This window comes from Pseudomonas paraversuta (assembly GCF_904063065.1).
In the GTDB taxonomy this organism is placed as follows: Bacteria; Pseudomonadota; Gammaproteobacteria; order Pseudomonadales; family Pseudomonadaceae; genus Aquipseudomonas; species Aquipseudomonas paraversuta.
In genome coordinates this window covers 280684-307446 of record NZ_CAJFCL010000004.1, presented here as the reverse complement: position 1 = coordinate 307446, position 26763 = coordinate 280684, and the positions used below count along the sequence as shown (strand labels likewise).

26 protein-coding genes and 2 pseudogenes are annotated in these 26763 nt (G+C 59.6%); 11 read left to right on the top strand and 17 right to left on the bottom strand.

From position 1 onward, the window contains the following. Positions 1-114 precede the first annotated feature (114 nt). The 10 genes and pseudogenes from JQ845_RS23265 to ubiE all read right to left on the bottom strand — a co-directional run. Positions 115-1176: pseudogene (locus tag JQ845_RS23265) on the bottom strand (methyl-accepting chemotaxis protein); the annotation flags it as partial. A gap of 244 nt (positions 1177-1420) precedes the next feature. Beyond that, on the bottom strand, positions 1421-2131 hold the full coding sequence (locus JQ845_RS10260) for a 16S rRNA (uracil(1498)-N(3))-methyltransferase (protein WP_010656296.1): 711 nt from the start codon (positions 2129-2131) through the stop codon (positions 1421-1423). Further along, positions 2128-2928 (bottom strand): twin-arginine translocase subunit TatC, encoded by an 801-nt coding sequence (gene tatC, locus JQ845_RS10255; RefSeq protein WP_161719275.1) that lies wholly within the window; start codon positions 2926-2928, stop codon positions 2128-2130. Before tatC ends, JQ845_RS10260 begins: the two co-directional genes overlap by 4 nt. Before the next feature lie 4 nt (positions 2929-2932). Next, complete coding sequence (tatB, locus tag JQ845_RS10250) at positions 2933-3349, bottom strand: Sec-independent protein translocase protein TatB (RefSeq protein WP_203008954.1); 417 nt, start codon at positions 3347-3349, stop codon at positions 2933-2935. Positions 3350-3359: 10 nt separating this feature from the next. Continuing rightward, complete coding sequence (locus tag JQ845_RS10245) at positions 3360-3638, bottom strand: twin-arginine translocase TatA/TatE family subunit (RefSeq protein ID WP_003438734.1); 279 nt, start codon at positions 3636-3638, stop codon at positions 3360-3362. A gap of 22 nt (positions 3639-3660) precedes the next feature. Beyond that, complete coding sequence (locus JQ845_RS10240; RefSeq protein ID WP_003438737.1) at positions 3661-3993, bottom strand: phosphoribosyl-ATP diphosphatase; 333 nt, start codon at positions 3991-3993, stop codon at positions 3661-3663. Then, a complete protein-coding gene (gene hisI, locus JQ845_RS10235) occupies positions 3986-4387 on the bottom strand; it encodes a phosphoribosyl-AMP cyclohydrolase (RefSeq protein ID WP_003438738.1) in 402 nt (133 codons plus the stop codon). The genes JQ845_RS10240 and hisI overlap by 8 nt, the downstream gene beginning before the upstream one ends. 89 nt (positions 4388-4476) lie before the next feature. Beyond that, positions 4477-6081 (bottom strand): ubiquinone biosynthesis regulatory protein kinase UbiB, encoded by a 1605-nt coding sequence (gene ubiB, locus JQ845_RS10230; RefSeq protein WP_003438740.1) that lies wholly within the window; start codon positions 6079-6081, stop codon positions 4477-4479. Continuing rightward, positions 6078-6701 (bottom strand): ubiquinone biosynthesis accessory factor UbiJ, encoded by a 624-nt coding sequence (locus tag JQ845_RS10225; protein ID WP_202211122.1) that lies wholly within the window; start codon positions 6699-6701, stop codon positions 6078-6080. The genes ubiB and JQ845_RS10225 overlap by 4 nt, the downstream gene beginning before the upstream one ends. Then, positions 6701-7471, bottom strand: coding sequence for a bifunctional demethylmenaquinone methyltransferase/2-methoxy-6-polyprenyl-1,4-benzoquinol methylase UbiE (gene ubiE, locus JQ845_RS10220; protein ID WP_003438744.1), 771 nt, complete (start codon positions 7469-7471; stop codon positions 6701-6703). Before ubiE ends, JQ845_RS10225 begins: the two co-directional genes overlap by 1 nt. Positions 7472-7581: 110 nt before the next feature. On the opposite strand from ubiE, the gene JQ845_RS10215 reads away from it, so the two are divergent. Both JQ845_RS10215 and JQ845_RS10210 read left to right on the top strand, forming a co-directional pair. Next, positions 7582-7857, top strand: coding sequence for a polyhydroxyalkanoic acid system family protein (locus JQ845_RS10215; protein ID WP_003438745.1), 276 nt, complete (start codon positions 7582-7584; stop codon positions 7855-7857). A 149-nt stretch (positions 7858-8006) separates the two neighbouring features. Continuing rightward, positions 8007-8738: a phasin family protein gene (locus JQ845_RS10210; RefSeq protein WP_203008953.1), complete on the top strand. Its 732-nt coding sequence runs from the start codon at positions 8007-8009 to the stop codon at positions 8736-8738. 76 nt (positions 8739-8814) lie between these two features. Here the strand turns inward: JQ845_RS10210 and JQ845_RS10205 are convergent, their stop codons facing one another. The 6 genes from JQ845_RS10205 to JQ845_RS10180 form a co-directional block, all read right to left on the bottom strand. After that, positions 8815-9204 (bottom strand): gamma-butyrobetaine hydroxylase family protein, encoded by a 390-nt coding sequence (locus JQ845_RS10205; RefSeq protein ID WP_127195703.1) that lies wholly within the window; start codon positions 9202-9204, stop codon positions 8815-8817. Between the two features lie 111 nt (positions 9205-9315). After that, the gene (gene hslU, locus JQ845_RS10200) at positions 9316-10650 is read right to left on the bottom strand and encodes an ATP-dependent protease ATPase subunit HslU (RefSeq protein WP_003438752.1); all 1335 of its coding nucleotides are present in this window, start codon (positions 10648-10650) and stop codon (positions 9316-9318) included. 63 nt (positions 10651-10713) lie between these two features. After that, entirely contained in the window at positions 10714-11244 is a 531-nt protein-coding gene (gene hslV / locus JQ845_RS10195; RefSeq protein WP_003438754.1) for an ATP-dependent protease subunit HslV, read from the bottom strand. Between the two features lie 224 nt (positions 11245-11468). Then, a complete protein-coding gene (locus JQ845_RS10190) occupies positions 11469-12161 on the bottom strand; it encodes an SPOR domain-containing protein (RefSeq protein WP_010656292.1) in 693 nt (230 codons plus the stop codon). Position 12162: 1 nt separating this feature from the next. Then, a complete protein-coding gene (argS, locus tag JQ845_RS10185) occupies positions 12163-13899 on the bottom strand; it encodes an arginine--tRNA ligase (protein WP_203008952.1) in 1737 nt (578 codons plus the stop codon). 134 nt (positions 13900-14033) lie between these two features. Next, the gene (locus JQ845_RS10180) at positions 14034-16253 is read right to left on the bottom strand and encodes a primosomal protein N' (RefSeq protein ID WP_203008951.1); all 2220 of its coding nucleotides are present in this window, start codon (positions 16251-16253) and stop codon (positions 14034-14036) included. A 219-nt stretch (positions 16254-16472) separates the two neighbouring features. Here JQ845_RS10180 and rpmE point away from each other — a divergent pair, with 219 nt between their 5' ends. The 3 genes from rpmE (at position 16473) to JQ845_RS10165 (ending at position 19004) form a co-directional block, all read left to right on the top strand. Further along, on the top strand, positions 16473-16721 hold the full coding sequence (rpmE, locus tag JQ845_RS10175) for a 50S ribosomal protein L31 (RefSeq protein ID WP_003438761.1): 249 nt from the start codon (positions 16473-16475) through the stop codon (positions 16719-16721). A 5-nt stretch (positions 16722-16726) separates the two neighbouring features. Continuing rightward, positions 16727-17554 (top strand): thermonuclease family protein, encoded by an 828-nt coding sequence (locus JQ845_RS10170; RefSeq protein WP_010656289.1) that lies wholly within the window; start codon positions 16727-16729, stop codon positions 17552-17554. A 181-nt stretch (positions 17555-17735) separates the two neighbouring features. Beyond that, positions 17736-19004 carry a malic enzyme-like NAD(P)-binding protein gene (locus JQ845_RS10165; RefSeq protein ID WP_003438767.1) on the top strand — a complete coding sequence of 423 codons (1269 nt, stop codon included), beginning with the start codon at positions 17736-17738 and terminating at the stop codon, positions 19002-19004. A 277-nt stretch (positions 19005-19281) separates the two neighbouring features. On the opposite strand, the gene JQ845_RS10160 is transcribed toward JQ845_RS10165, so the two are convergent. Continuing rightward, positions 19282-21705 (bottom strand): penicillin-binding protein 1A, encoded by a 2424-nt coding sequence (locus JQ845_RS10160; RefSeq protein WP_369826397.1) that lies wholly within the window; start codon positions 21703-21705, stop codon positions 19282-19284. A 207-nt stretch (positions 21706-21912) separates the two neighbouring features. Between JQ845_RS10160 and pilM the strand changes: the two genes are divergently transcribed. From pilM to aroK, 6 genes and pseudogenes are all read left to right on the top strand, one after another. Next, complete coding sequence (pilM, locus tag JQ845_RS10155) at positions 21913-22884, top strand: type IV pilus biogenesis protein PilM (RefSeq protein ID WP_203008950.1); 972 nt, start codon at positions 21913-21915, stop codon at positions 22882-22884. Next, positions 22884-23447, top strand: a complete 564-nt coding sequence (locus tag JQ845_RS10150; RefSeq protein ID WP_003438796.1) for a PilN domain-containing protein — start codon at positions 22884-22886, stop codon at positions 23445-23447. Before pilM ends, JQ845_RS10150 begins: the two co-directional genes overlap by 1 nt. Beyond that, a complete protein-coding gene (locus JQ845_RS10145) occupies positions 23447-24067 on the top strand; it encodes a type IV pilus inner membrane component PilO (RefSeq protein WP_203008949.1) in 621 nt (206 codons plus the stop codon). Before JQ845_RS10150 ends, JQ845_RS10145 begins: the two co-directional genes overlap by 1 nt. Then, entirely contained in the window at positions 24064-24594 is a 531-nt protein-coding gene (locus JQ845_RS10140; protein WP_203008948.1) for a pilus assembly protein PilP, read from the top strand. The genes JQ845_RS10145 and JQ845_RS10140 overlap by 4 nt, the downstream gene beginning before the upstream one ends. Positions 24595-24729: 135 nt before the next feature. Continuing rightward, a pseudogene (locus tag JQ845_RS10135) lies at positions 24730-25968 on the top strand (type IV pilus secretin PilQ); the annotation flags it as partial. A gap of 4 nt (positions 25969-25972) precedes the next feature. Next, positions 25973-26491 carry a shikimate kinase AroK gene (gene aroK, locus JQ845_RS10130; protein WP_003438807.1) on the top strand — a complete coding sequence of 173 codons (519 nt, stop codon included), beginning with the start codon at positions 25973-25975 and terminating at the stop codon, positions 26489-26491. Positions 26492-26763 lie beyond the last annotated feature (272 nt).

Below are 26763 nucleotides of genomic sequence, written 5' to 3'. Positions count from 1 at the left end.
TTTCTGACTGTTGACCCCGGCGCTGGTCTGTTCGGTCACGGCTGAGAGTTCTTCGGCCGCGCTGGCAATCTGGGTCACGCCATCGCTGATGCCCCCGATCAGTTCGCGCAGACCTTCGGTCATCCGTTGCACGGCTTGCTGCAATTGCCCCAGCTCGTCGCGGCGAGCGGTGGGGTTGTCATGGCTCAGGTCGCCTGCGGCGATCCATTCAACGGTCTTGAGCGTGCGCTGCAGCGGGATGACGATCTGCCGGGTAATAACCCAGGCAGCAATGATGCCCAGTACCAGCGCCAGTAATGTACAACCTATGAGCAGGTTCTCGGCCTGCTGGCTGTCCTGGTCGCGTTTTTCGGTTTGCAGGGTCGAAAGCTTCTGGCTCAGATCGATCAGGGTGCTGCCTTGCTGCTGCATGCGCGTCAGCGCCCGGGCACTGGCGACTTGAGCATCGCGAAAGCCGGTCACGGCGGCCCGATAGTTTTGCATGGCCAGCGTGGCTTGCTGCAAGTGGCTCAGATGTTCGTCGGGGAGCCTGGCGGGCAGGCTGTCGAGTTCTTTGAGCGCATGGTCGATGGCATCCAGGGCGGGCTGCTCGGCCTCGGGGCTGGCGCTATAGGTGTAGCCACGCACCTGGAACCTGGCTTGCTGAAGCAGTTTTTGCAGTTCGATGACGCTCTTGTACTGCGCCAGGCTGTCGCTTTGCAGCAAGGTCTGCTCAATGTCTGCAACGCTGGCGACGGCGCTGTCGGCGGTACTGCCGAGCAGTACGCGGTTGGCTTCACGTGCTTGAGTGGCCAGCCCGGAGTCGGCGAATGCGCTTTTGTATTCGGCCACCGCGGCGAGCTGTTGCTCGACCAGGGCCAGCTCCGCAGGATCGGTGAGCTGGCGGCGCGACAGGTCCAGCGTCTGGTCCAGGGCGGTCAACTGGCCATTTACCTCGGCGTTGCCTTTTTCACCCTTGTCCCGCTCGTAGTCCAGACGTGCAATGCGCAGGTCTTTGGTCAGCTCGATGGTCTTTGATATGTTGGCCAGCTTGTCACCGCGGTCGATCACTGAAACCAGACCCTTCCAACCGATTGCGCTTATCAGCACTGTTAAAACCAGCACCAGACCAAATCCCAGGCCCAGCTTGCGATTAACACCGATATTGCCCAGTAGTCTGGCCAGTTGACGGTACATGATGAAACTCCTTTTATGACGCGAGCAGCCTGACGGGAAGCCGTCCATTGCTTTGCGTTCTTCACGGGTATCAGGGCATCGGCGTGGCGCAGGGGAACTGAAGCGGGGGGTGTTGAATGTGTGACCGAGGCCTCAAACCCGCAGCGCAACTTAGTAGTCGCCGAGGAACGAGGCTGCGATGGCTGCGAAGCTGGCCCCGGGGGGGGCGCAGCCTCGCTCATAGTCAGCGACTAGGTGGCAGGGCTCAGAACAGCCGGGCGAGAAGGGCGGTGACGGCGGTTTCGACCCGCAGGATGCGCGCGCCGAGTTGCACCGGTTGCAGGCCGGCTTTGGCCAGCAGGTCGATTTCGTACGGAATCCAGCCGCCTTCCGGGCCGATAGCCAGGGTCACGGCTTGATCCAGGCCGCGTGGGCACGCGGGGTAATCACCGGGGTGGCCAACCAGGCCCAGTGTGCCTTCGACCAGCTGTGGCAGGCGGTCTTCGACAAACGGCTTGAAACGTTTTTCGATGATGATTTCAGGCAGCACGCTGTCGCGGGACTGCTCCAGCCCCAGAATCAGCTGTTCGCGAATTGCTTCGGGCTCCAGAAACGGGGTCTGCCAAAAGCTTTTTTCGACCCGGTAACTGTTGACCAGAACCACCCTGGGCACGCCCATCGAGGCAACTGTCTGCAGGACCCGGCGCAACATCTTCGGGCGCGGCAGGGCCAGTAACAGGGTCAGGGGCAGTTTGTCGGGCGGCGGCTGGTCGAGGTTGTGGATAACCAGTTCGGCTTCTTTGGCCTCCAGGCGCACCAGTTCGGCGCTGCCCATTAAACCGCCGATGCGTCCGACCCGCAGGTTGTCGCCCACTGCCGCACGGTGCACTTCCTGCATGTGAGTCAGGCGCCGATCGCGCAGGATCACGCGATCGGCGGCAATGAAATCAGCCTCTTCGAGGAGCAGCAGGTTCACGCTTGCGGTGCTGGCGGCTGGGCGTTGCTGTCGTTCTCGGGCTGTTCGTCCGGGTGATCGTCACGCTTGTTTTTGCTGATCAGGCTGCCGAACAGAATGCCGATTTCAAACAGCATCCACATCGGAATCGCCAGCAGGGTCTGGGAGAAGATGTCCGGCGGGGTCAGGATCATGCCGACTACAAAGCAGCCGATAATCACGTACGGCCGGATTTTGCGCAGGTATTTGACGTCGACAATTCCGATCCATACCAGCAGCACCACTGCCACCGGGATTTCAAAGGCTACGCCAAAGGCAAAAAACAGGGTCATGACGAAATCAAGGTAGCTACTGATGTCGGTCATCATGGCCACGCCTTCCGGTGTCGCGGAGGCGAAGAACTTGAACACCAGCGGGAACACCAGGAAATAGGCGAACGCCATGCCGGCGTAGAACAGGAAGATGCTGGAGATCAGCAGCGGCACGGCAATGCGCTTTTCGTGCTTGTACAGGCCGGGGGCGATAAAGCCCCAGATCTGATGCAGGATCACCGGGATCGCTATGAACAGCGACACCATCATGGTCAGCTTGAGCGGTGTGAGGAACGGCGATGCCACGTCGGTGGCGATCATCGTGGCGCCCACCGGCAGGTATTCACGCAATGGCGTGGAAACCAGGGTGTAGATCTGCTGGGTGAAGGCGAACAACCCGATGAAGATCAGAAAAATCGCGGCGATGCAGCGCAGCAGGCGGGTGCGCAGCTCGGTCAGATGCGAAACCAGCGGCATTGGCTGGTCGTGTTCAGGCTTATCGCTCATGCGCTTAGGGGGCTCGCGGTGGCAGGGTAGGGTCGTGTGGCACTGCCGGTTGAGGCGCAGGCCCGGACTCGGTCTTGCTCAGGCTGACCGGAGCAGGGGCCGGCGGCTCTGCAGGCTCCGGCTGCGCAGGTGCGGCCAAAGGCTCGGTCGGCATCACAGGCGGCACAGGCGGCTGGAGCGGGGCCAGAATCTTCTTGGCTTCTTCTTCCATCGACATGATGTGCTCGTTGTGCAGTTGCCGACGAATTTCGTCGGCGCCGATTTCACGCTCAACTTCCTGTTTGATCGCATTGAAGCTGCGTTTCAAGCGGCCGATCCACAGCCCCGCCGTGCGTGCTGCTCCCGGCAGGCGCTCGGGGCCGAGCACCAACAGGGCCACCAGGCCGACGAGCAGCAGTTCACTGAAGCTGATACCGAACATTATTTTTGGCTCACACGTCTTTGCGGGTCGGCTCTTCGACTTTCTGGGCCTGCACGTCAATGGTGTGCGGCTCGTTGAGGGTCGAAGTGGTGTGTGGCTGCGGTGCGGCCGTTGGCTGTGCAGGCGGCACTACCGGTTCGGCAGGCTTCTCGTCGTCGTTCATGGCTTTGCGAAAGCCCTTGATCGATTCGCCCACGTCAGTGCCCAGGTTTTTCAGTTTTTTGGTGCCGAAGACCAGGACCACAACTACCAGAATGACGACCCAGTGTTTCCAGTCAAAAATGCCCATGATGAGTTCCTTGCAAAAAAGTTTAAGCGGATGGCCGTGAGGCTTTTTCCACGTGGCCGGAGGTACCGATGCGACGCTCCAGTTCATCCAGTACGGCCTGAGGATGCTGACCCAGCTGGGCGAGCATGATCATGCTGTGGAACCATAGATCGGCGGTTTCGTAGATGACATCGCTGCAATCTCCGCTGATGGCCGCATCTTTGGCTGCGATGATGGTTTCGACCGACTCTTCGCCGACCTTCTCCAGAATCTTGTTCAGACCCTTGTGGTACAGGCTGGCGACATACGAACTGTCCGGCGAGGCGCCTTTGCGCTCTTCGAGTACCCGGGCTACGCGGCTCAAGGTGTCAGTCATTGGAGTGTCCTGCGTGATAAATGGCGTGCGGGTCTTTAAGCACCGGATCGACGGTCTTCCATCCGGAGTTTTCGTACACGCGGTAGAAGCAGCTCTGACGACCTGTATGGCAGGCGATGTCACCGATTTGTTCGACCATCAGGATAATGACGTCAGCGTCGCAGTCCAGGCGCATTTCATGCAGCTTTTGTACGTGGCCCGACTCTTCACCCTTGCGCCACAGCTTGCCACGGGAACGTGACCAGTAAATGGCACGGTTCTCGGTGGCGGTCAGGCTCAGGGCTTCGCGGTTCATCCAGGCCATCATCAAAACGCGCCCGGTTTTATGGTCCTGGGCAATCGCCGGCACCAGGCCGTCGCTGTCCCATTTGATCTCGTCCAGCCAGTTGTTCATGTTCGACTCCGCGCGTAGCGATTTAACAGTTTGCCAGCCTCGCCAGAGAGTGGCTAGAACTCCTGCAGGACAGAGCTAGCTCCTGCAGGTTATCTGCGTACGATCAGATACAGGCCCACTGCCAGCAAGATACCGGCCGGCCAGTAGCTGAGGGTGTGCAGCGGCCCGACACTGGCCAGCAGGGCCCCGGCGGCCAGATGCCCGGCACCCAGCAGACGCAGGAACCAGCTGTCCCGGGGTTCGCTGACCACCAGCCGCTGATTTTTGCTATGGGGCTGCGACATGCGCTCCAGCAGGTCGCGGGTCATGCCCGCCAGATGCGGGATCTGCTCGACCTGGCTGTGCAGGTTGCGCAACAGGGTTTTCGGGCTCACCCGTTCACGCATCCAGCGTTCAAGGAACGGCTGCGCGGTGCTCCACAGGTCGAGGTCGGGGTACAGCTGACGCCCCAGCCCTTCAATGTTGAGCAGGGTTTTTTGCAGCAGCACCAGCTGTGGCTGGACTTCCATGTTGAAGCGCCGCGCGGTCTGGAACAGGCGCATCAGCACCTGGCCAAAGGAAATTTCTTTCAGCGGTTTTTCAAAAATCGGCTCGCATACGGTACGGATCGCCGCTTCAAACTCGTTGAGCTTGGTGTGCGCCGGTACCCAGCCCGAATCAATGTGCAACTGCGCCACCCGCCGGTAATCACGCTTGAAGAAGGCAAAAAGGTTGCGCGCCAGGTAGTCCTGGTCCTCGGGGGTCAGGCTGCCGACAATGCCGCAGTCGATGGCGATGTATTGCGGGCTCCACGGGCTGACTGTGCTGACAAAAATGTTGCCGGGGTGCATGTCGGCGTGAAAGAAACTGTCACGAAAAACCTGGGTGAAGAAAATCTCGACCCCGCGTTCGGCCAGCATCTTCATGTCGGTGCGCTGATCGGCGAGGGTTTTCAGGTCAGTGACCTGAACCCCGTAGATGCGCTCCATGACCAGAACCTTTGGCCGGCACCAGTCCCAGTAGATCTGCGGCACGTAAAGCATCGGCGAGCCTTCGAAGTTGCGCTTGAGCTGGCTGGCGTTGGCCGCTTCACGTAACAGGTCGAGCTCGTCGTAAATGGTTTTTTCGTAATCGCTGACTACATCCACCGGGTGCAGCAGGCGGGCGTCAGCGCTCAGGCGTTCGGCAACCCTGGCCAGAATGAACAGCCAGGCCAAGTCTGAACCGATGATTGGCTTGAGGCCCGGGCGTACGACCTTGACCACAACTTCTTCGCCGGTCTTGAGCTTGGCCGAGTGCACCTGGGCCACCGAGGCCGAGGCCAGGGGTTCGATGTCGAAACGGCTGAACACTTCGCCGATGGTGGCGCCAAGTTGCTCTTCGATCAGCTTGACCGCTACCTGCGGGTCGAACGGCGGTACGCGATCCTGCAACAGCATCAGTTCGTCGGCGATGTCTTCGGGCAGCAAGTCGCGACGGGTCGAGAGAATTTGCCCGAACTTGATAAAGATCGGTCCCAGATCCTGCAGCGCCAGGCGCAGCGCAGCGCCCCGGCTCAGCTCCAGCTTCTTGCGCGGGAACCAGCGCCACGGCAGCGCGTAGCGCAGCGAGAGCATCCACCATGGCAAGGGCAGGGCGAACAGCAAGTCATCAAGGCGGTAGCGAATGACGACGCGCTGGATGCGGAACAAACGGCGTATGGCAAGCAGCTTCATGCGTTATCGCTGGAATTGAGGGATCGGCCAAGGCGCTCAAAGCGCGCCTCAAGGCGGTCCAGGTCGAGTTTGAGTTGGTCGAGTTCGTCAAAACGCGCTTGCGCTTCACGTTCTCCGACCAAGGTGCGGGCTTCTTCGCTGAGGTATTCGGCCAGATTCTGATTAAGGCTGGCGAACCCTTGCTGATACCAGTTGGCGCGGCTGCGCAAATGACCGCCGATCAGTGCCGTGGCAACCGGTCCGAGCCAGCGCGAGAGTTCATACTCCCAGTCCAGATCCAGGTCTTGCAGCACCTGGGCAAGCGCCATCAACACGTGGCTGTCGCCCTCAAGGTCTACTTCAGGGCTGTGCAGCACGGCGGTCTTGTCTTTGCTCAGGACCAGACGCATCAAGCTGGCAGCAGGTGCACGCAGGGTGCAATCGGCATCTGCAGCCCATTGGGTGGCCAGCAGCAGGCCTTCATCGCTGGGCAGGATAAACAGCTGCAATGCCGGAGCCGCGCATTCGACAGCAATCACTTTGCCGGTCAAAGGCTGCAAGCGCGCCATGGCCGTGCTGTCCAGCCGCAAAATGCGATTGACGCCGTTTTCGACGCTGGCGAGAAGGCCGCGGAGCAACATCAGGGCTTGATGCCGCGGTGCAGCGCAACGATGCCTGAAGTCATGTTGTGATAGGTCACCCGGTCAAACCCGGCCTCGACCATCATCGACTTCAGTGTTTCCTGGTTCGGGTGCATGCGGATCGACTCGGCCAGGTAGCGATAGCTCTCCGGGTCATTGAGGATCAGCTTGCCCACCATCGGCATGAAGGCGAACGAATAAGCATCGTAAACCTTGGACATCAATGGGTTGGTCGGTTTGGAGAACTCCAGCACCAGCAAGCGCCCGCCCGGCTTGAGTACCCGCAGCATGGAGCGCAATGCGTCTTCCTTGTGGGTCACGTTGCGCAGGCCGAAGGCGATGGTCACGCAATCGAAGTGGTTGTCCGGGAACGGCAGCTTTTCAGCGTCGGCCTGAACGAACTCGATATTGCCGGCCACACCTTTGTCCAGCAGGCGGTCACGTCCAACCTTGAGCATGGAGGCGTTGATATCTGCCAGCACTACCTGGCCGGTCGGGCCAACCAGATGGGAAAACTTACGGGCCAGGTCACCGGTGCCGCCTGCGATGTCCAGCACCTTGTTGCCAGGGCGAACGCCGGACAGTTCGATGGTGAAACGCTTCCACAGGCGGTGCATGCCGCCCGACAGTACGTCGTTCATCAGGTCGTATTTAGCGGCTACAGAGTGAAAAACCTCGGCGACTTTTTCCGCCTTTTGGCTTTCCGGCACATTTTTGAAGCCGAAGTGGGTGGTGGGTTCGGCATCGCTGCCTTTGCGCTGATCAGTCATATCGCTGTCACCAAAAGAGAATGCTGGCCATTCTAATCCCGGTGGCCGGCTTTGTCTTGGCGAGGCTGAAGGTAAGTATAGTGTCGGCCTTATTTACTCGGAGTGAACCAATGGCTCGTATCAGCGTTGAACGGACCCATACCCTGGGCCTTGAGGCAGCACGTGAAAAAGCTCTACCCCTGGTTGAGAAGCTGGCGGGGCAGTATGGGCTGACCCCTGACTGGTCCGGAGATACAGTAAAGCTCAAGCGTTCGGGGGTTAACGGCACCCTGGCAATCGGCGAGAAAACCATTCGGGTCGACGTTGAGCTGGGCATGCTGATGTCTGCGATGAGCGGCATGATTCAATCGGAAATCGAGCGCTCGCTGGACAAGGCGTTGTCGTGAAGTAGCACTGTTGTGCCTGCCCCGATGGGCTTCTGACTGGCAGCAAGGCCACTTAGCGTCTAAACCTGATGCAGGTGAGCACTCTGTTCATCTTGATGATTCGACGATCTTGCTCACTGACGTCGCGACTTAACATTGAGGGGAACACGATGGCTGCTAAAAAACCGACTGCCAAAGACAGCAATTCATGGGTAGGCAAGGTCGAAGAGTACTCGCGCAAAATCTGGCTGGCAGGTTTGGGTGTGTACTCGAAGATCGATACAGACGGCAGCAAGCTATTTGATTCGTTAGTCAAAGATGGGGAGAAGGCCGAAAAACTGTCCAAGGCTGCAGTCGGTAAACTGGCTGACAGCGCCAAATCGACCACCTCTTCTGCCCGTACCCGGGTCGAGGATGTTAAAGACCTGGCCCTGGGCAAGTGGAGCGAGTTCGAAGAGGCGTTTGATAAACGCCTTAACAGCGCGATTTCACGTTTGGGTGTTCCGAGCCGTGAAGAGGTCAAAACCTTACACACCAAGGTCGAGACCCTGACCAAACATATCGAGAAGCTCACCGCGGCGGCAGCCAAAGTTGCTGCCACCAAGGCTTCGTCTGCCAGCAAGCCGGCAGCTGCCAAAGCTGCAGCCAAACCCGCTGCGAAACCCGCAGCGGCCAAGCCAGTGGCAAAACCGGCTGTTAAAGCAGTCGCCAAGTCAGCCGCCAAGCCAAAGGCAAAACCAGCGGCCAAGCCGGCAACCAAGCCAGCAACTGCTGCGAGCAAGCCCGCAGCTAAACCTGCAGCAGCCAAACCGGCGGTTAAAAAACCGGCCGCAGCCAAAAAGCCGGCCGCCGCCAAGTCTTCTGTGGTTACTCCAGAGCCAAAATCTGACGCAGCGCTTTAGTCCATAGCAACTTTGGGCTTGCTTGCCAGCGATGCCAATGCCATCGCTGGCAAGCCGGCTCCCACCGGGGCTGGCGTTACAGCATCAACTTGACGATGGATTCTGACGGGTCGCGGGACTTGCCGGCTTCCTTCAGTTGCTGCAGATAATCAGCCCACAGCTCTTCCTGGCGAACCCCGAGCTGATAGAGGTATTCCCAGGTGAACAGGCCGCTGTCGTGGCCATCATCAAAGGTTATTTTCAGCGCATATTGCCCAGCCGGTTCTACCTTGCTCAGACCTACGTTGATTTTCCCGAATTGCAGAATGGGGTTGCCATGGCCCTGGACTTCGGCGGACGGGGAGTGCACGCGCAGAAATTCCGCAGGCAGGTGGTATTGCTCGCCAGAGGGATATTTGAGGGTGAGGGTTTTTGAGGCTTTGTGCAGGTTGATGGCGCTGGGGATTGGCGCTGGAGTAGAGCTCATGGGACAAAACCTTTTTCTCATCACACACACCGTAGCCGCTGCCACGGGCAGCGATCGGCAACGGAGTCGGCGATCGCTGCCTGCGCCAGCGGCTACAGGTTGTGTGAGGGTTTACAAGATATAGCGCGAGAGGTCTTCGTTCTCGGCCAGTTCGCCCAGGTGGCTGTTCACGTATTCAGCATCAATCCGGATAGGCTCGTCTTTTTGTGCGCTGGCGATATCGCCGGCGCTGAAAGACACCTCTTCCAGCAAGCGCTCAAGCAGTGTGTGCAGGCGGCGAGCACCGATGTTCTCGGTTTTTTCGTTCACCTGCCAGGCAATTTCGGCCAGGCGTTTGATGCCTTCGGGCATGAACTCGATGTTCAGGCCTTCGGTTTTCAGCAACTCGCGATATTGCTCGGTCAGGGACGCATGCGGCTCGCTGAGGATGCGCTCGAAGTCTTGCGGCGTCAGTGCCTTGAGCTCGACCCGGATTGGCAGGCGGCCTTGTAGCTCCGGCACCAGATCGCTTGGCTTGCTCAGGTGGAATGCCCCCGAAGCGATAAACAGGATGTGGTCTGTTTTGACCATGCCCAGCTTGGTGTTCACGGTGCAGCCTTCGATCAGCGGCAGCAGGTCACGCTGTACACCTTCACGGGACACATCGGCACCGCCGACATTGCCGCGCTTGGCAACCTTGTCGATTTCGTCGATGAACACGATGCCGTGTTGCTCAACGGCTTCAAGGGCTTTGGCCTTGAGTTCTTCGTCATTGACCAGGCGACCGGCTTCTTCGTCACGCACCATTTTCAGTGCTTCTTTGACTTTCAGCTTGCGGTTCTTGCGCTTGCCTTTGCCCATGTTGGCAAACAGGCTTTGCAGCTGGTTGGTCATTTCTTCCATGCCTGGCGGCGCGGAAATATCGACGCCGGCAATGTCTGCGACTTCGATTTCGATTTCCTTGTCGTCCAGCTGGCCTTCACGCAGGCGCTTGCGGAACAGCTGACGGGTGTTGGAGTCCTGCGGCGTGGCGGCTTCTTCGCCAAACGTACGGGCAGGCGGCAACAGGGCGTCGAGGATGCGCTCTTCGGCTGCATCTTCGGCGCGATGGCGAACCTTGACGATTTCCTGCTCGCGCAGCAGCTTGATCGCCGCATCAGCCAGATCACGAATGATCGATTCAACGTCGCGGCCGACATAGCCCACTTCGGTGAACTTGGTCGCTTCAACCTTGATGAACGGCGCGTTGGCCAGTTTGGCCAGGCGGCGGGCGATTTCGGTTTTACCGACGCCGGTCGGACCGATCATCAGAATGTTTTTCGGGGTGACTTCAACTCGCAGTTCTTCAGGCAGTTGCATCCGGCGCCAGCGGTTACGCAGGGCGATGGCAACGGCGCGCTTGGCGTCGTCCTGGCCGATGATGTGGCGATTGAGTTCGTGGACAATTTCGCGGGGAGTCATGGACATAGTAATTGGCGTTCCTCTAGCAGAATCAAGCAAACGGGCCGGTGAGCCGGCCCGGCAGTTGGCTTATTCAGCGAGGTCCTGCTCCTCAATAGTGATGTTGTGGTTGGTGAATACGCAGATGTCGCCGGCGATACCGAGGGCGGTTTCGGCGATTTCGCGGGCCGACAGATCGGTTTTCATCAGCAAGGCGCGGGCTGCAGCCTGGGCGAATGCACCACCGGAGCCCATGGCGATCAAGCCGTCTTCCGGCTCAACCACGTCACCGTTACCGGTGATGATCAGGGACGCGTCTTTGTTGGCGACAGCCAGCATCGCCTCAAGGCGGCTCAGCGAGCGGTCGGTACGCCATTCTTTGGCCAACTCGACAGCTGCACGAACCAGATGGCCCTGGTGTTTTTCCAGCTGGCCTTCGAAGCGTTCAAACAGGGTAAATGCATCAGCGGTAGCACCGGCAAAACCGGCAATGACCTGGCCGTGATAGAGACGGCGGACTTTTTTCGCGTTGCCTTTCATCACGGTATTGCCAAGAGAAACCTGGCCGTCGCCAGCCATAACGACTTTGCCGTGACGGCGTACTGAAACGATGGTGGTCAAGGGAGAGTCTCCACGCAGCGGGGCGAAAATGCCTGATGGAAATACATATGGGGGTTGTAGACGGTTTTTCAACAGCGCAGAGGGAATGCAGATGAATGGAACGCGGATACGAGGGGGAATTGGGCGGGCGCCGGCTTGCCAGCGAATTGGATGATGGGGTGCTGCCATCGCCGGCAAGCCGGCTCCCACAGATTGTTTGCAGTTTCTGTGGGAGCCGCCTTTGGTCAGCGGCGTTGTTGCAACAACAGGTTGTTGAAGCCGCTACCGGCCAGTTGTTTCTGGGCGACGGTCAGCTGTTCGCGGTTGCTGAACGGGCCGACCAGTACCCGATACCAGGTTTCATCTTTCACCGTGCCGGCTTCAACCGTGGCGGTCTGGCCCAGCAAAATGATTTGCGCGCGCACCCGTTCAGCATCGGCCTGTTTGCGGAACGAACCGGCTTGCAGGAAAAATCTGGTAACAGGTGCAGCTTTGGCGACGGGTGGCGCAGGAGGCGGGGTAATGCCGCTCAAGGCCGCCTGGGCGCGGGCAGTATCGATTTTTGCAGCTTCGGCAGGCGTCACCGGTGCCAGTGGCGCCGTTTGCGGCGTAGGCGGAGTTTTCTCCGGTACGGCCTCCGGCGGCACTATCACTTCCGACTCCGGCAGCAAGGTGTAGAAGTCGTACTTGGGCTTGACCGGCTGGGTCGGGCTAGGCGCAGTTTTGTTGGCCTCGGCGACTTGCGCCGCTTTCTGCTGCTCCTGCTTGACCCGTTTTACATCGTCGCCCTTGCCGGGCTCGAGTTTCATCAGAAACACGATAAACGCACCCACGGTGAGGCCGATGGCCATCCATAGCCAGCCCGGGATCGGCTTCTTTGCAGGCGCCTGATAGCGGCTGGCGCCTCGCTTGGGTGCAGGTTTTTTCTTGGCGGCCAACTTACATGCGCTCCAGAGTTTCCAGGCCCAGCAGTTCCAGGCCTTGCTTGAGGGTACGACCCGCCAGAGCTGCCAGGCGCAGACGGCTGTGTTTTTGCGCTTCGTCTTCGGCCGTCAGGATCGGGCAGTTTTCGTAGAAGCTGGAGAACAACCCGGCCACTTCGTACAGATAGGTACACAGGGTGTGCGGGGTGCCTTTTTCGGCAACGTTGTTCAGCACTTCACCGAACTGCGCCAATTTGGCGGCCAGGTCTTGTTCTTGCGGTGCCTCCAGGACGATTTGACCTTCAACTTCGTCGAAGTTCTTGCCCAGTTTGCGGAACACGCCCGCGACCCGGGTGTAGGCATACAGCAGATAAGGTGCGGTATTGCCTTCAAAGTTCAGCATCAGGTCGAAGTTGAAGCTGTAGTCGCTGGTGCGGTGTTTGGAGAGATCCGCGTATTTCACCGCGCCAATGCCGACGACCTTGGCGATTGCGCGCAGCTCGTCTTCCGCCAGTTCCGGGTTTTTCTCTTTGACCAGGGTGTAGGCGCGTTCCTTGGCTTCGGTCAGCAGGTCGACCAGCTTCACCGTACCGCCATCGCGGGTCTTGAACGGACGACCGTCGGCCCCGTTCATGGTGCCGAAGCCCATGTGCTCCATTTCCATCGGATGGGTCACAAAGCCGGCCTTGCGGGCAACTGCAAACACTTGCTGGAAGTGCAATGCCTGGCGCTGATCGACGAAGTACAAGGCCCGATCGGCTTTCAACACGCCGCTGCGATAGCGAATGGCTGCCAAGTCAGTGGTGGCATACAGATAGCCGCCATCGGCTTTGACGATGATCACCGGCAGCGGTTCGCCTTCAGCGTTCTTGAACTCGTCGAGGAACACGCACTGGGCGCCGTTGCTCTCCACCAGCATGCCCTTGGCCTTGAGGTCGTTGACCACGTTGATCAGGTCGTCGTTGTAGGCGCTTTCGCCCATAACGTCAGCCATGGTCAGTTTGACGTTCAACTGCTCGTAAATTTTCTGGCAGTGGGACAGCGAGATATCTTTGAACTTGGTCCACAGCGCCAGGCAATCCGGGTCGCCGGCTTGCAGCTTGACCACCAGGCCGCGGGCGCGTTCGGCAAATTCAGGAGACTCGTCGAAGCGTTTTTTAGCGGCGCGGTAGAAGTTCTCGAGATCGGACAGCTCGTCGCTGGTGATCGGGTTTTCTTCCAGGTACGCCATCAACATGCCGAACTGGGTGCCCCAGTCGCCCACGTGGTTCTGGCGAATCACCTCGTCGCCGAGGAATTCCAGGACCCGTGCCACGCCGTCGCCGATGATGGTTGAGCGCAAGTGGCCCACATGCATCTCTTTGGCCAGGTTGGGGGCGGACATGTCCACGACGGTGCGCATTGGCCTGGTGGCCTTGTGCACGCCGATTTTCGGGTCAGCCAGGGCTGCGTCCAGGCGCGAAGCCAGGGCCTGGGTGTTCTGAAAGAAGTTCAGGAAGCCGGGGCCGGCGATCTCGGTCTTGCTGATTTGCTCATCGGCAGGCAGGGCCGCGATGATTTTTTCAGCCAGATCCCGGGGTTTCATGCCGGCAGGTTTGGCCAGCATCATGGCGATGTTGCTGGCGAAGTCGCCGTGGGTCTTGTCACGGGCGTTTTCCACCTGAATCGCTGGCGTCAGGCCTTCAGGCAACACACCTTCTGTGACGAGTTGAGCTAGGGCTTTTTGAATCAGCTTGCGAATGGTGTCTTTCATGGTCTTCTCTGTCGACCGCAAGCGCGGTAGCGCCTCAGTGCGCAGGTGGAAAAACTGGGTATTATCCGTTGCGAAAGCAGCCTTGCCAACCTTGGCGGCCGGGTAGTTCAGGGTTTATGCAAATTGCCGGTGGCTCAATACAAATCCACCGGATCTACATCCAGCGACCAGCGCACCTGACGGCCGCTGGGCATTTGCTCCAGCACCAGCAGCCATTGGCTGAGCAGTCGATGCAAGGGGCCGCGGGCATTGGCTTGCAATAATAGCTGAGCACGATAGCGCCCGGCACGGCGCTCCATGGGTGCCGGTACCGGGCCGAGCAGTTCGATGCCGCCCAAGTTCAGCTCGGCCAGTAAACGTTCGGCCTCGCTGCACGCCTCATCCAGGAAACCTTCGGCCTGTCCCGGCTTGTGGGCCTCGGCACGCAGCAGGGCCAGGTGGGCGAAGGGCGGCAGCCCGGCGGCCCGACGCTCGCTCAGGGCCTGTTCGGCGAAGGCGAAGTAACCCTGCTCGGTCAGTTGGATCAGCAGCGGATGGTCGGCCAGGTGAGTCTGGATTATCACCTTGCCCGGCTCTTCGGCGCGCCCGGCCCGACCCGCGACCTGAACGATAAGCTGGGCCATGCGCTCACTGGCGCGGAAGTCACCGGAGAACAAACCGCCATCGGCGTCGAGGATCGAGACCAGCGTCACCCGGGGAAAGTGATGGCCTTTGGCAAGCATCTGGGTGCCGATCAAAATACACGGCTGGCCCTTTTGAATCGTGGCAAACAGCTGGTTCATCGCGTCTTTGCGCGAGGTGCTGTCGCGATCGACCCTGAGCACCGGGTAGTCCGGAAACAGAATCCCCAGCCGCTCTTCGGCGCGCTCGGTGCCGGCGCCCACGGGCCGTAAATCGACTTTGCCGCATTGCGGGCAATTGCGCGGTACAGGTTCGACGTAGCCGCAGTGATGGCAGCGCAGTTCGCCGGATCGCTGATGAACGGTCATGCGCGCATCACAGCGCTGGCATTCCGACATCCAGCCGCAGTCATGGCACAACAGGGTCGGCGCGAAGCCCCGGCGGTTGAGAAACACCAGCACTTGCTGGCCCGCGGCGAGGGTCTGGCCGATGGCCTGTTGCATCGGCCCGGAAATGCCGCTGTCCAGTGGACGGCTTTTCACATCCAGGCGCAGGAAGCGTGGTTGTTTGGCCCCGCCGGCGCGCTCATTCAGGCGCAGCAGGCCGTAGCGACCGGTATAGGCGTTGTGCAGGCTTTCGAGGGACGGGGTGGCAGAGCCCAGCACAATCGGGATGTTTTCCTGGCGGGCGCGTACCAGTGCCAAATCCCGGGCGTGATAGCGCAAACCTTCCTGCTGTTTATAAGAGCCGTCGTGCTCTTCGTCGATGATGATCAGCCCGGGGTTTTTCATCGGGGTGAACAGTGCCGAGCGGGTGCCAATAATAATGTCGGCTTCGCCATCCCGGGCTGCCAGCCAGCTTTCGAGGCGTTCCCGATCGTTGACCGCCGAGTGCACCAGAGCGATGCGCGCGTTGAAGCGCTGCTCGAAACGGGCCAGGGTTTGCGGGCCCAGGTTGATCTCGGGGATCAGCACCAGCGCCTGTTTACCTGCCTGGAGCGTCTCGCGGATCAGTTGCAAATACACTTCGGTCTTGCCGCTGCCCGTCACCCCAGCCAGCAAAAAGGCATGAAAGTGGTCGAATCCTGCCCGGATCGCCTCGTAGGCGGCCCGTTGTTCGCTGTTGAGTGGCAGTTCGGGCTGGGCCAGCCAGTGTTCGTGGCGCTCACTCGGCGCGTGACGGCGGATTTCCACGGTGACCAGTTCTTTGGCCAGCAGCAGGTCGAGACTGTCTTTGCTCAACATCAATTTACTGAGCAGTTGATGGGCCACGCCGTGGGGGTGCTGGGCGAGGGTGGCCAGCGCCTCGCGCTGGCGCGGGGCCCGGGCGACACGCGGGTCGTCAAGCTTGGCCCCGGGGGCGATCTGCCAGAACCGCTCCTGGCGGGTTTCGGCCAGCTCGCCCTGACGCAACAACACCGGCAGCGCCCAGCTCAGGGTGTCGCCCAGGCTGTGCTGGTAATACTGCGAGGTCCATAAACAGAGCTTGAACAGGGAGGCCGGCAGCGGCGGTGTGGCATCGAGCAGTGCGATTGCCGGTTTCAGCTTGTCGGCCGGCACTTCGCTGTGGTCGACCACTTCAACCAGAATCCCGATCATTTCCCGCCGCCCGAACGGTACCCGCAGGCGCATCCCGGGCTGTAATTGACTGCGCAGCACGCCCGCAGGCGCCCGGTAATCAAACAGGCGGCGCAAGGGGGAAGGCAGGGCAAGGCGCAAAATGGCGTCGGGCACGCGGGGCTCTCAAGTGATGAACGGCAAAGATGGCCCGGAGCCTAGCAGACAACGCGGTCCGGGACTAAAAGGCAGGTCAATGAATGGTGAAAGAATTTGGGGAGAGCATGATTGGTCACTTGCGTCAATGCAAAGGTCTGGTATTATCGGCGCCCTAAATTTACGTGCGGTATTCAACAATGGTGTTGAGTGGCGGCACGCTAGCCTGAGGAATACCCCATGAAAGCCGATATCCATCCAGCGTACGAAACAATCCTGGTAACTTGCAGCTGCGGCAACAAGTTCGAAACCCGTTCGAACCTGTGCAAGCCACTGGGCACTGACGTATGCAACGAGTGCCACCCGTTCTACACCGGTAAGCAGAAAACTCTGGACATTGGCGGTCGTGTTGATCGCTTCAAGACTCGTTTTGGTGCTTTCGGCGCTAAAGCAGCTCCAGCAGCAGAAGCAGACAAAGCAGCCGAGTAAGGCTGATGACCTTGGGCAGGCTTTCTGGTCTGGCCGGGTTATTGAAAAAGGCGTCCCTTGCGGGCGCCTTTTTTGTGTCCGGGATTTGGCTGGCTGACGTTTCTGCCGCGCCTCTGTGCCCTGCACCGGCAGCCTTGTCATACGCACAGGTGCAGCGGGTGGTCGATGGCGACACCCTGCGCCTCAAGGATGGCCGCAGCGTGCGCATGATCGGCCTCAATGCCCCGGAGACGGGGAAGCAAGGCCAGTCCGCCGAGCCTTTTGCCGACGCTGCGCGCAAGCGCCTGCAAGACTTGGTGGCGCAAAGCGATGGCCGGGTCGGATTGCTCGCGGGCAAGCAGGCTCAGGACCGTTACGGGCGCACCCTTGCCCATGTGTTTGGCGCCGATGGCAGTAATCTTGAAGCCCGGTTGCTGGCCGATGGCCTGGCCTATCAGGTGGCAATCGCCCCGAATACCCGGTTACTCGATTGCCAGCAAGCGGCCGAGCAAAGCGCCCGGGCATCCGGGCTGGGGCTATGGCGGCAGTCGCCGGTGCTGACGCCGCAGCAAATCACCCGCTCGGGTTTCGTTCTGGTCAGCGCAACGGTCAGTAAGGTGCAGCGCAATCGCGGTGGACTCTGGATCGATCTGCAGGGCGGTCTGGTATTGCATATTGCACCCAATCAGCTGGGCGGCTTTGATCACAAGGCCCTCCTCAGGCTGCAGGGCGCGCAGATTGAGGCCCGTGGCTGGGTTCTGGACCGCGCCAGGCGTGGTGGTTTGCAAGGCGGGCAGGCGCGCTGGATGCTGCCTTTGACTGATCCGGGGATGTTTAAAGTCATTGCGCATTAAAAGTTGTAGACAATTTTTAATGGTGATTGTGAACACTCTAGCCCTTGCAGGGCGCGGCTCTTGGCCCAAAGTCTTAAGGTAAAGCCCTTGACACTGCTGACTGGTCAGTCTTGTCGGGACTTTGCGACACGCGTATGCTCGGCGATCCGTCTGTCCAACAGCATAAAAGCGGATTGCCCACATGTCTGATTTGAAAACCGCCGCTCTCGAATACCATGCCCAGCCCCGTCCAGGGAAACTGAGTGTCGAGCTCACCAAACCTACCGCTACTGCCCGCGATCTAGCGCTGGCTTACAGCCCGGGTGTAGCCGAACCAGTGCGCGAAATCGCCCGCGACCCTGAACTTGCCTACAAGTACACCGGCAAGGGCAACCTGGTAGCCGTAATTTCTGACGGTACCGCGATTCTGGGCCTGGGTAACCTCGGCCCATTGGCCTCCAAACCTGTTATGGAAGGCAAAGGCGTGTTGTTCAAGCGCTTTGCCGGTATCGATGTTTTTGACATCGAAGTTGACTCCGAAAGCCCGCAAGCCTTCATCGACACCGTTAAACGCATTTCCATCACCTTCGGCGGCATCAACCTCGAAGACATCAAGGCACCTGAGTGCTTTGAGATCGAACGTGCCCTGATCGAGCAGTGCGATATTCCGGTATTCCACGATGACCAGCACGGTACCGCCATCGTGACCGCGGCCGGCATGATCAACGCCCTGGAAATCGCCGGTAAAACCCTGGCCGATGCCAAAATCGTTTGCCTGGGCGCCGGCGCTGCAGCCATCTCCTGCATGAAATTGCTGGTGAGCATGGGCGCGGCCATCGAGAACATCTACATGATCGACCGTACCGGGGTGATTCACTCCGGCCGTGACGACCTGAACCAGTACAAGGCGGTATTTGCCCACGCTACCGAGAAGCGCACCCTGGCTGACGCCATGGAAGGCGCAGACGTGTTCGTTGGCCTGTCGGGTCCGAACCTGCTGAGCGCTGAAAACCTGCTGCGCATGGCGCCTAACCCGATCGTGTTCGCGTGCTCCAACCCGGATCCGGAAATTTCTCCGGAGCTGGCCCACGCCACTCGTAACGACGTGATCATGGCCACAGGTCGTTCGGACTACCCGAACCAGGTCAACAACGTACTGGGTTTCCCTTTCATCTTCCGTGGTGCTCTGGACGTCCGTGCCAAGCGTATCAACGAAGAGATGAAAATCGCAGCGGCCAACGCCTTGCGTGAACTGGCCAAACTGCCAGTGCCACAGGAAGTGTGCGACGCCTACGGCGGTATCAAGCTGGAGTTCGGTCGTGAGTACATCATCCCGAAACCAATGGATGCCCGCCTGATCACCCTGATCTCCGATGCCGTGGCCAAAGCTGCGATCGAGACCGGTGTTGCTACCCTGCCATACCCGAAAAACTACCCGCTCAAAAGCGTGGATGACGTGTTTAACGGCTAATTCCGTTTAGCGTCAAACCTGAAGCCCCGATGCTGCGAAGCATCGGGGCTTTTTGGTTTTCGGGGTGCTTGGGGGCGTTGTGTCCGATGCGCTCAGGCAGCACGCAATCTTGCGCACTGGACCACTATCAGCTGGCGACGTTGGGCAATTGCCCGTTTGACCTGGCTTCAGGCAAGCAGCCATGCAGGTTTATGACTTTTTGAACGCTGGCCTGGATCAATGCCACTCTGGGCTGGCCGCAAGCGCCTGTACGGGGCGCTTGCGGCTGGCGATCTCGTTAGAAGAGATCGATCGGCGCGCCATCATCTGCCGGCAGCGGACTGCCTGGCGCTACGCCATTGCCCAGTTCGCTGTTGGTAGGTGGTGTGTCTTCGCTCTTGAACAGCTCAAAGTAGGCGCCAGGGGTGCCGGGGGAAGCGATACGGCCGCTTGCCGGGTCTATGCGCAGGCTGAGGATGCCTTCGGGTTCGGCCTGGCTGTGAGCAGGCTTGCCTTTGAGTGCGCCGCCCATGTAGGTGATCCAGATCGGCAGGGCGACGGTGCCACCGTACTCGCGACGTCCGAGGCTTTCCGGCTGGTCGAAACCGGTCCACACGGTCGTCACGTAATCGGCGTTGTACCCGGAGAACCACGCATCCTTGGATTCGTTGGTAGTACCGGTTTTGCCCGACAGATCGGTACGGCCCAGCGCCAGGGCGCGGCGCCCGGTGCCGAGCTTGATCACGTCCTGCAACATGCTGGTGAGGATGTAAGTGGTACGCCCGTCAACGATGCGCTCGGCGACCGCCTGGGTTTCAGTCGTCGGCAAGCCCGGTGCGGCGTTGATGGTGTCGATGGTCAGCGCTGCGGCTTCTTTCGGCACATCTTTGCTGGCGTCTTTCGGCACGCTTGGCGGGTTGGCCACGAACAGGGTTTCGCTGTTGCGGCTTTCGATCTTGTCGATCAGGTACGGCGTGATCTTGTAACCGCCGTTGGCGAAGGTGCTCCAGCCGGTGGCAATCTCCATCGGGGTCAGGGTTGCCGTGCCCAGGGCCAGCGACAGGTTGCGCGGCAGGTCCTGTTTGTTGAAGCCGAACTTGCTGATGTAGTCGATGGTGCGGTCGATGCCCAGGCTTTGCAGCAAGCGGATCGAGACCAGGTTGCGCGACTTGTACAGCGCCTCACGCACACGGATCGGGCCGAGGAAGGTATTGGTGTCGTTCTTCGGGCGCCAGACTTTGTCCAGGTACTCGTCGACAAACACGATCGGCGCGTCGTTGACCAGGGTGGCGGCGGTGTAGCCGTTATCCAGCGCGGCGCTATAGATGAAAGGTTTGAAGCTTGAACCCGGTTGGCGCTTGGCCTGCATCGCGCGGTTGTAGTTGCTCTGCTCGAACGCAAAACCACCGACCAGGGCACGAATGGCGCCGTTGTCCGGATCAAGGGAAACCAGAGCGCCTTGTACGTTTGGCACCTGGCTGAACTTGAGGCTGCCATCGGCTTGTGGCTGTACGCGAATCAGGTCGCCGACTTGCGCCACATCGGAAGGCTGCTTGGGCATGGGGCCCATGCTGTTGGTATTGAGGAACTTGCGCGCCCATTTCATGCTGTCCCAGGCCACGTGGCCTTCTCCGGTGCGGGTCAGAACTTGCAGGCCGTTTTTGTCGACCTGGGTCACGATGGCCGGCTCCAGACCGCTGAACGGGCGTTGCTTGGCCAGCTCTTGAGCCCAGGCCGCCGGGGTTTTGCCCGGCAAGCGGGATTCCGGACCGCGATAGCCGTGGCGCTGGTCATAGGCGATCAGGCCTTCATGTACGGCGGTGTTGGCCAGTTCCTGAAGATTGCTCGGCACGGTGGTGGTGACGCGGTAGCCCTCGGTGTAGGCAGCGCTGCCATAGCGCCCGACCATTTCGGCGCGGGCCATCTCGGCGATATACGGTGCGCTGACTTCCGGAGTGGGTACGTGGTAGCTGGCGTTGACCGGCTCGGCAATTGCGGCTTCGTAGCTGGCCTGGTCGATTTTCCCGAGCTTGTACATGCGGCCCAGAATCCAGTCGCGTCGCTCTTTACTGCGCACCGGGTTGGCCAGCGGGTTAAAGCGCGAAGGGGCTTTGGGCAGACCGGCAATCATGGCCATCTGCGCCAGGCTCAGGTCGCGGATCGATTTGCCGTAGTACACCTGCGCCGCGGCCTCGATGCCGTAAGCGCGGTTGCCCAGGTAGATTTTGTTCACGTACAGCTCAAGGATTTCGTCCTTGGTCAGTTCGCGCTCGATCTCCAGAGCCAACAGGATTTCATTGGTTTTGCGCGAAAAGCTGCGCTCGCTGGAGAGGAAATAGTTCTTCGCCACCTGCATCGTGATGGTGCTGCCACCCGATTGAATGTGTCCGCTTTTTACCAACTGGGTGGCGGCACGCATCAGGCTGCTGGGATCAACCCCGTAATGATTGGCGAAATTGTCATCTTCTGCAGACAACAAGGCATTGATGAAATTGGGTGGAATGTCGGCGAACTTGATCGGGGAGCGGCGCATTTCGCCGAACTCTGCGATTAATTTGCCGTCGCTGGTGAAGACCCGCAAAGGAATCTGCAACTGGATGCTTCTCAACGACTCTACGGACGGCAAGCCAGGACTAAGATAGAGAAACGCGCCGCTCAGCACGAGCAGGAGCCCGCAGAACACAGCAACGAAAGACCACCCGAAAAACTTCAGCAGACGAATCAAGGCTTTTGGATTTCCAGATTGAGAAATGGGTTTGCACGTCAGGGTAATGCGCAAGTGCGCCGGGTCGACGATACGGAAAAAAACGCCCGGCATTATAAGCATTTTTCGCTCATGGGCGTCATGGGCCACATGTCAGAACGGGTTTTGAGCGGATCTCATTTTTTACCCCTCCGTAAGTCACGGATTGCATTAGGGAAAACATCAGTGAGCGGATTATTCAACAAGTCCGGCCAGCGATATGTGGGAATCGACATCGGTTCGCACGGGATAAAAATCGTCGAACTGAGCCGTGCGCACGGCAGGTTCAGGTTGCAGGCATATGCCGTTCAACCGCTGGCGATCCCGGGTGCAGATGATCAGACCGGCGCGGATCCGAAAAGTGTCGCACAAGCGCTGCTCGGGGCATTGGGCAGGGCGGGGGTAGAGGCCCGTGATGCTGTCGTGGCGGTGCCTGACGCGCTGGTCATAGGTAAAACCTTTGAGGTGCAAGCGGGGCTGAGCCGGGAAGATCTGGAGCTTCATGTCTGGTTGGAGGCCGAGCAATATCTGCCCTATGCCCTTGAAGATGCGGCACTGGACTTCGAGGTTCAAGAGCATGTATCCAGCAGCCCGGGTCAGGTCAGCGTATTGCTGGTGGCCTGCCGGCAAGAGACCCTGGCCTGGTACCAGGCACTGTTGAGCGGTGCCGGACTGAAGGCGCGAGTGGTTGATGTTCAGGCCCATGCCCTGGCCCGTGGAGCGGTCTGGGCCCCTGGTCCGACTCAGCCCTTGGATGTGACGGGCACAGTGGCCGTGCTGGACTTCGCCGCGGCAACGACGGGGTTAAGCATCGTCCGGCAAGGCCTTGTGATCCACTGCGCAGAGCTGCCGTTTGGCTCCGCCGATTTTTGCAATGAAGCCTTGAGCACCGCTGGGGCTGAGCATCTGCAGCGCGGGTTTGCGCAGTTTGCCGAGTCCGGCAGTGGCCCTGGGGTGGTCTCGATCCTGTTGGCGGGTGCTGGGGCGTCGCGCCCGGGGCTGGATCAGCGGGTTGAGGCGCAAACGGGTATACCGACGCGGGTGGCCAACCCGTTTGCGCTCATGGATCTCAATCCTGCACTCGCGCCTGAAGCCTTGTTCTGCGATGCTCCGCTGTTGTTGACTGCCTGTGGTCTGGCCTTGAGGGGGTTTGATTAATGGCGAGAATCAACTTGCTGCCCTGGCGCGCATTGCTGCGTGAAAAGCGCAGCCGGGTTTTTTTGATTGTACTGCTCGCCCTGGCTGTGGCAGCAGCAGGTGGCCTGCTGGTGATCGATCGCTTCATCGACCGCGCCGTAGAGCGGCAGCTGGCGCGCAATGACTTGATCCGCAGCGCCACGGTGCAGCTGGATGGGCGGGCCCGGCAAATCGATCAGTTGAAGGTGCGCCGCGAGCAATTGCTTGAGCGCATGCAAACGATCGAGACGCTCCAGGGCAACCGCTCGGACAGCGGGATTATCCTCGAGCAACTGGCCCGCAGCTTGCCGGTGGGGGTGTATTTCACCGACGTAAAAATGACCGAGCGCACCATCGTCATCACGGGGGTTGCCCTGTCCAATAAACTGGTCGCCGAGTTGATGCGCAACCTGGATGCGTCGCACTGGCTGGAAACCCCCGTACTGATCGATGTGAAAGCGGGGCCGGTGCACACCGGGGGCAATGAGCGGTTATTTCAGATGACCGTACGCAGCCGGCATGCGCCCGCCGGTGGGGTGCTCTGATGGCTGCGCACTGGCTGCAGAGCCTGCGCGTCCTTGAGCTGCACGAGTTGAACCCGGCTCAGTCGGGTGACTGGTCACTGCGGCGAAAATCGCTGGTGGCGCTGGCGTTGGTGGGTTTTGTGTTGCTGGCGGGGTATCTGCTGCAGATTCAGTCTGCGCTCACCAGGCTCGAGCAGGAACGTGCGACAGAGACTGTGCTCAAGACCGGTTTTGAGTCCATGGCCGCGCATGTTTCGGGGTTTGATGCTCACCTGCAGCAAGTGCAGGTGCTGGAAAGCTCTTTCAGACACTTGATGGCGCAACTGCCCCGCAAGGCAGAAGTCCCCGCGCTGCTTGACCAGATCTCACTACTGGGCCTGACCAGCGGCCTGATGATCGAACGCATCCAGTGGTTGCCCGAAGTTCTTCAACCTTTTTATAGCGAGCTGCCATTGCAGTTGTCGCTGGTCGGGGCTTATCACGACTTTGGTCTTTTCGTCAGCGGCCTTGCTGGCTTGCCGCGCATTGTTACGGTGCAGGATTTTACCCTTGCCCCGCTCAGTGTTGCGGGTAACGGCCAATTGCGCATGACCCTGCTGGCCAGTACTTACCGCACCCACGATCAGGAATCTGCCCCGTGAGTGTTCTGGCCCGGTTATGGGTCATGGGGTGGGCGGTGGCCCTGGCGGGATGCGACAACGGGCAAAGCCCTGTGCAGTTGCAGGCCTGGCTTCAGGAAGTCCGGATGCGTGGGGGGGATGCGGTTGTAACGGTTGCGCAGGCTGGTGACCGGCCGCCGTTTGTCTACACGGCCCAGGCTCTGCGCAGCCCTTTTCAGGCTGCAGGAGAAGCTGGCGCCGGTAGTTGGCAAGCAAGTCTTCTGCGCGATGATGAACTTGACGGCAACCGGCCCCGGCAGTTTCTGGAAGGCATTGACCTTGAACAATTCGAAATGGTCGGCACGCTTTCCAGTGCTCTGCAAATCAATGCCTTGTTGCGAGCCAAGGGTGTTGTCCATCGGTTGAAAATCGGCGATTACCTAGGTCGCAACAACGGTCAGATTGCCTCGATCAATAACGCCCGGGTTGAGGTGTTTGAGGTTATTTCCGATGGTCGGGGCGGTTGGCTGGAGCGGTCCCTGACGATCCCTTTAAAACAGCAGTCTTGACGGAACTACGCCATGAAAAGGACTTTCCCGGTGTGTGTACTGGCGCTATGCAGCGCGCTGAATTCGCAGCAGTTACTGGCGGTCGTGCCAGCCGGCTCTCTTGAGTCCCCAGGCTCAAAAGCGCCCGGGGCGGTCTATGTGGGCGAAACCATATCCCTTAACTTCCAGGGCGTCGAAGTGCGCACTGTGCTGCAGTTGCTGGCAGATTTTACCGGGTTCAATCTGGTGGTCAGTGATGCCGTGCAAGGCAGTGTGACCCTCAATTTGCAGGACGTCCCCTGGGATCAGGCACTGGACCTGGTGCTTAAAAGCAAGGATCTCGACAAACGCCTTGAGGGCAATGTGCTGTTGGTAGCGCCTGCCGAAGAAATGGCTGCCCGCCAGCAGTATGAGCAGGATCTGCGCACTCAACTGGCCGAACATGCACCGTTGCGTCGGGAGCTGGTGCAGATCAAGCATGCCCGGGCGGCAGACATTGCCAGCCTGTTTCAGTCAGTGACCGCTGCTCAGCCCGGCGCCCAGGGGCGAGGCTCGCTCACGGTTGATGAGCGCACCAATCACATCATTGCCTTGCAGACCGGCGAGCAACTGCAAGAGTTGCGGCGCATCGTGGCTCAGCTGGATGTGCCGGTGCGCCAGGTCATGATCGAGGCCCGTATTGTTGAGGCCGGGGTGGACTTTGAAAGGAATCTTGGGGTGCGCTGGGGCGGGGCGGTCAATCAGGGTGGCAGGTTGAGCGCAGGAGGTATTGATGCAGCAGGCGGGGCTGCAGACTTGAATTCACCCTTCGTCGATCTCGGTGTCAGGGGCAATACCTCGGGGTTGGGTGTCGCCTTCATCAGCAACAACCTGTTGCTTGATCTGGAACTCAGCGCCATGGAAAAGACCGGTAACGGTGAAATCATCTCTCAACCCAAGGTCGTTACCTCAGACAAGGAAACCGCCAAAATCCTCAAGGGCTCCGAAATTCCCTATCAGCAGACCAGCGGCAGCGGGGCAACCTCGGTGTCATTCAAGGAGGCCTCCTTGTCTCTCCAGGTGACGCCGCAAATCACCCCGGACAACAGCGTCCTGATGGAAGTCGTGGTGACCAAGGACGAGCCTGACTACATCAATATGGTCAACGATGTGCCGCCGATCAAAAAGAACGAGGTCAAGGCCAAGGTGCTGGTTAAAGACGGAGAAACCATTGTGATTGGGGGCGTGTTCTCAAATACTCAAAGCAAAGTAATAGATAAAGTGCCATTTTTTGGCGATCTGCCGTATGTTGGCCGACTTTTCCGGAGAGACGTTGTCCAGGAAAAAAAATCCGAACTGCTGGTGTTCCTGACTCCGCGTATCATGAACAACCAGGCGATTGCTGTGAGTCATTGATTCTGTGCGAAATTTGATTCTTGTTGGGCCAATGGGGGCTGGAAAAAGCACCATCGGACGTTTGCTGGCCAAAGAGCTGCACCTGCCGTTCAAAGATTCCGACAAGGAAATTGAATTGCGCACCGGTGCCAATATCCCGTGGATCTTCGATAAAGAAGGCGAACCGGGCTTTCGTGATCGTGAAGCGGCGATGATTGCCGAGCTTTGCGAAGCCGATGGCGTGGTACTGGCAACCGGTGGTGGCGCGGTCATGCGCCCGGAAAACCGGCTTGCGCTGCGTAATGGCGGGCGGGTGGTGTACTTGCATGCCTCCATCGAGCAGCAGGTTGCACGTACCGCGCGTGACCGCAACCGACCTCTGCTGCGCAATGCCAACCCGGAGAAAATTCTGCGGGACCTGCTGGCTGTTCGCGACCCGCTCTATCGGGAAATCGCCGATCTGGTGGTCGAAACCGATGAGCGACCGCCGCGGATGGTGGTTCTGAATATTCTCGAACGTCTGGCTCAACTTGCCCCACGGTAGTCGCTGCTTCGACAGCGGTTACAAAAAACCATCGCACCCTTGACGGTGTATCCATGTCCGGGCCATTAAAGTGCGTTGCGAAATGCGCTATCCTCGGCGCCGGCCATGGCGTGCTGTCAGGCAGTCAAAGGTATTGAGGGAACTGGCTTGCCAGCGATGCAGGTGCCGCGGTCACAAGGTTTGACCAGGTTCATGCAGCCGCCGCCAGGCCCGCTCCGACAAAGCTTGTTTTGCTTCAGCGGTATGGCCAAAGGCTATAGGGTTGTGTCACT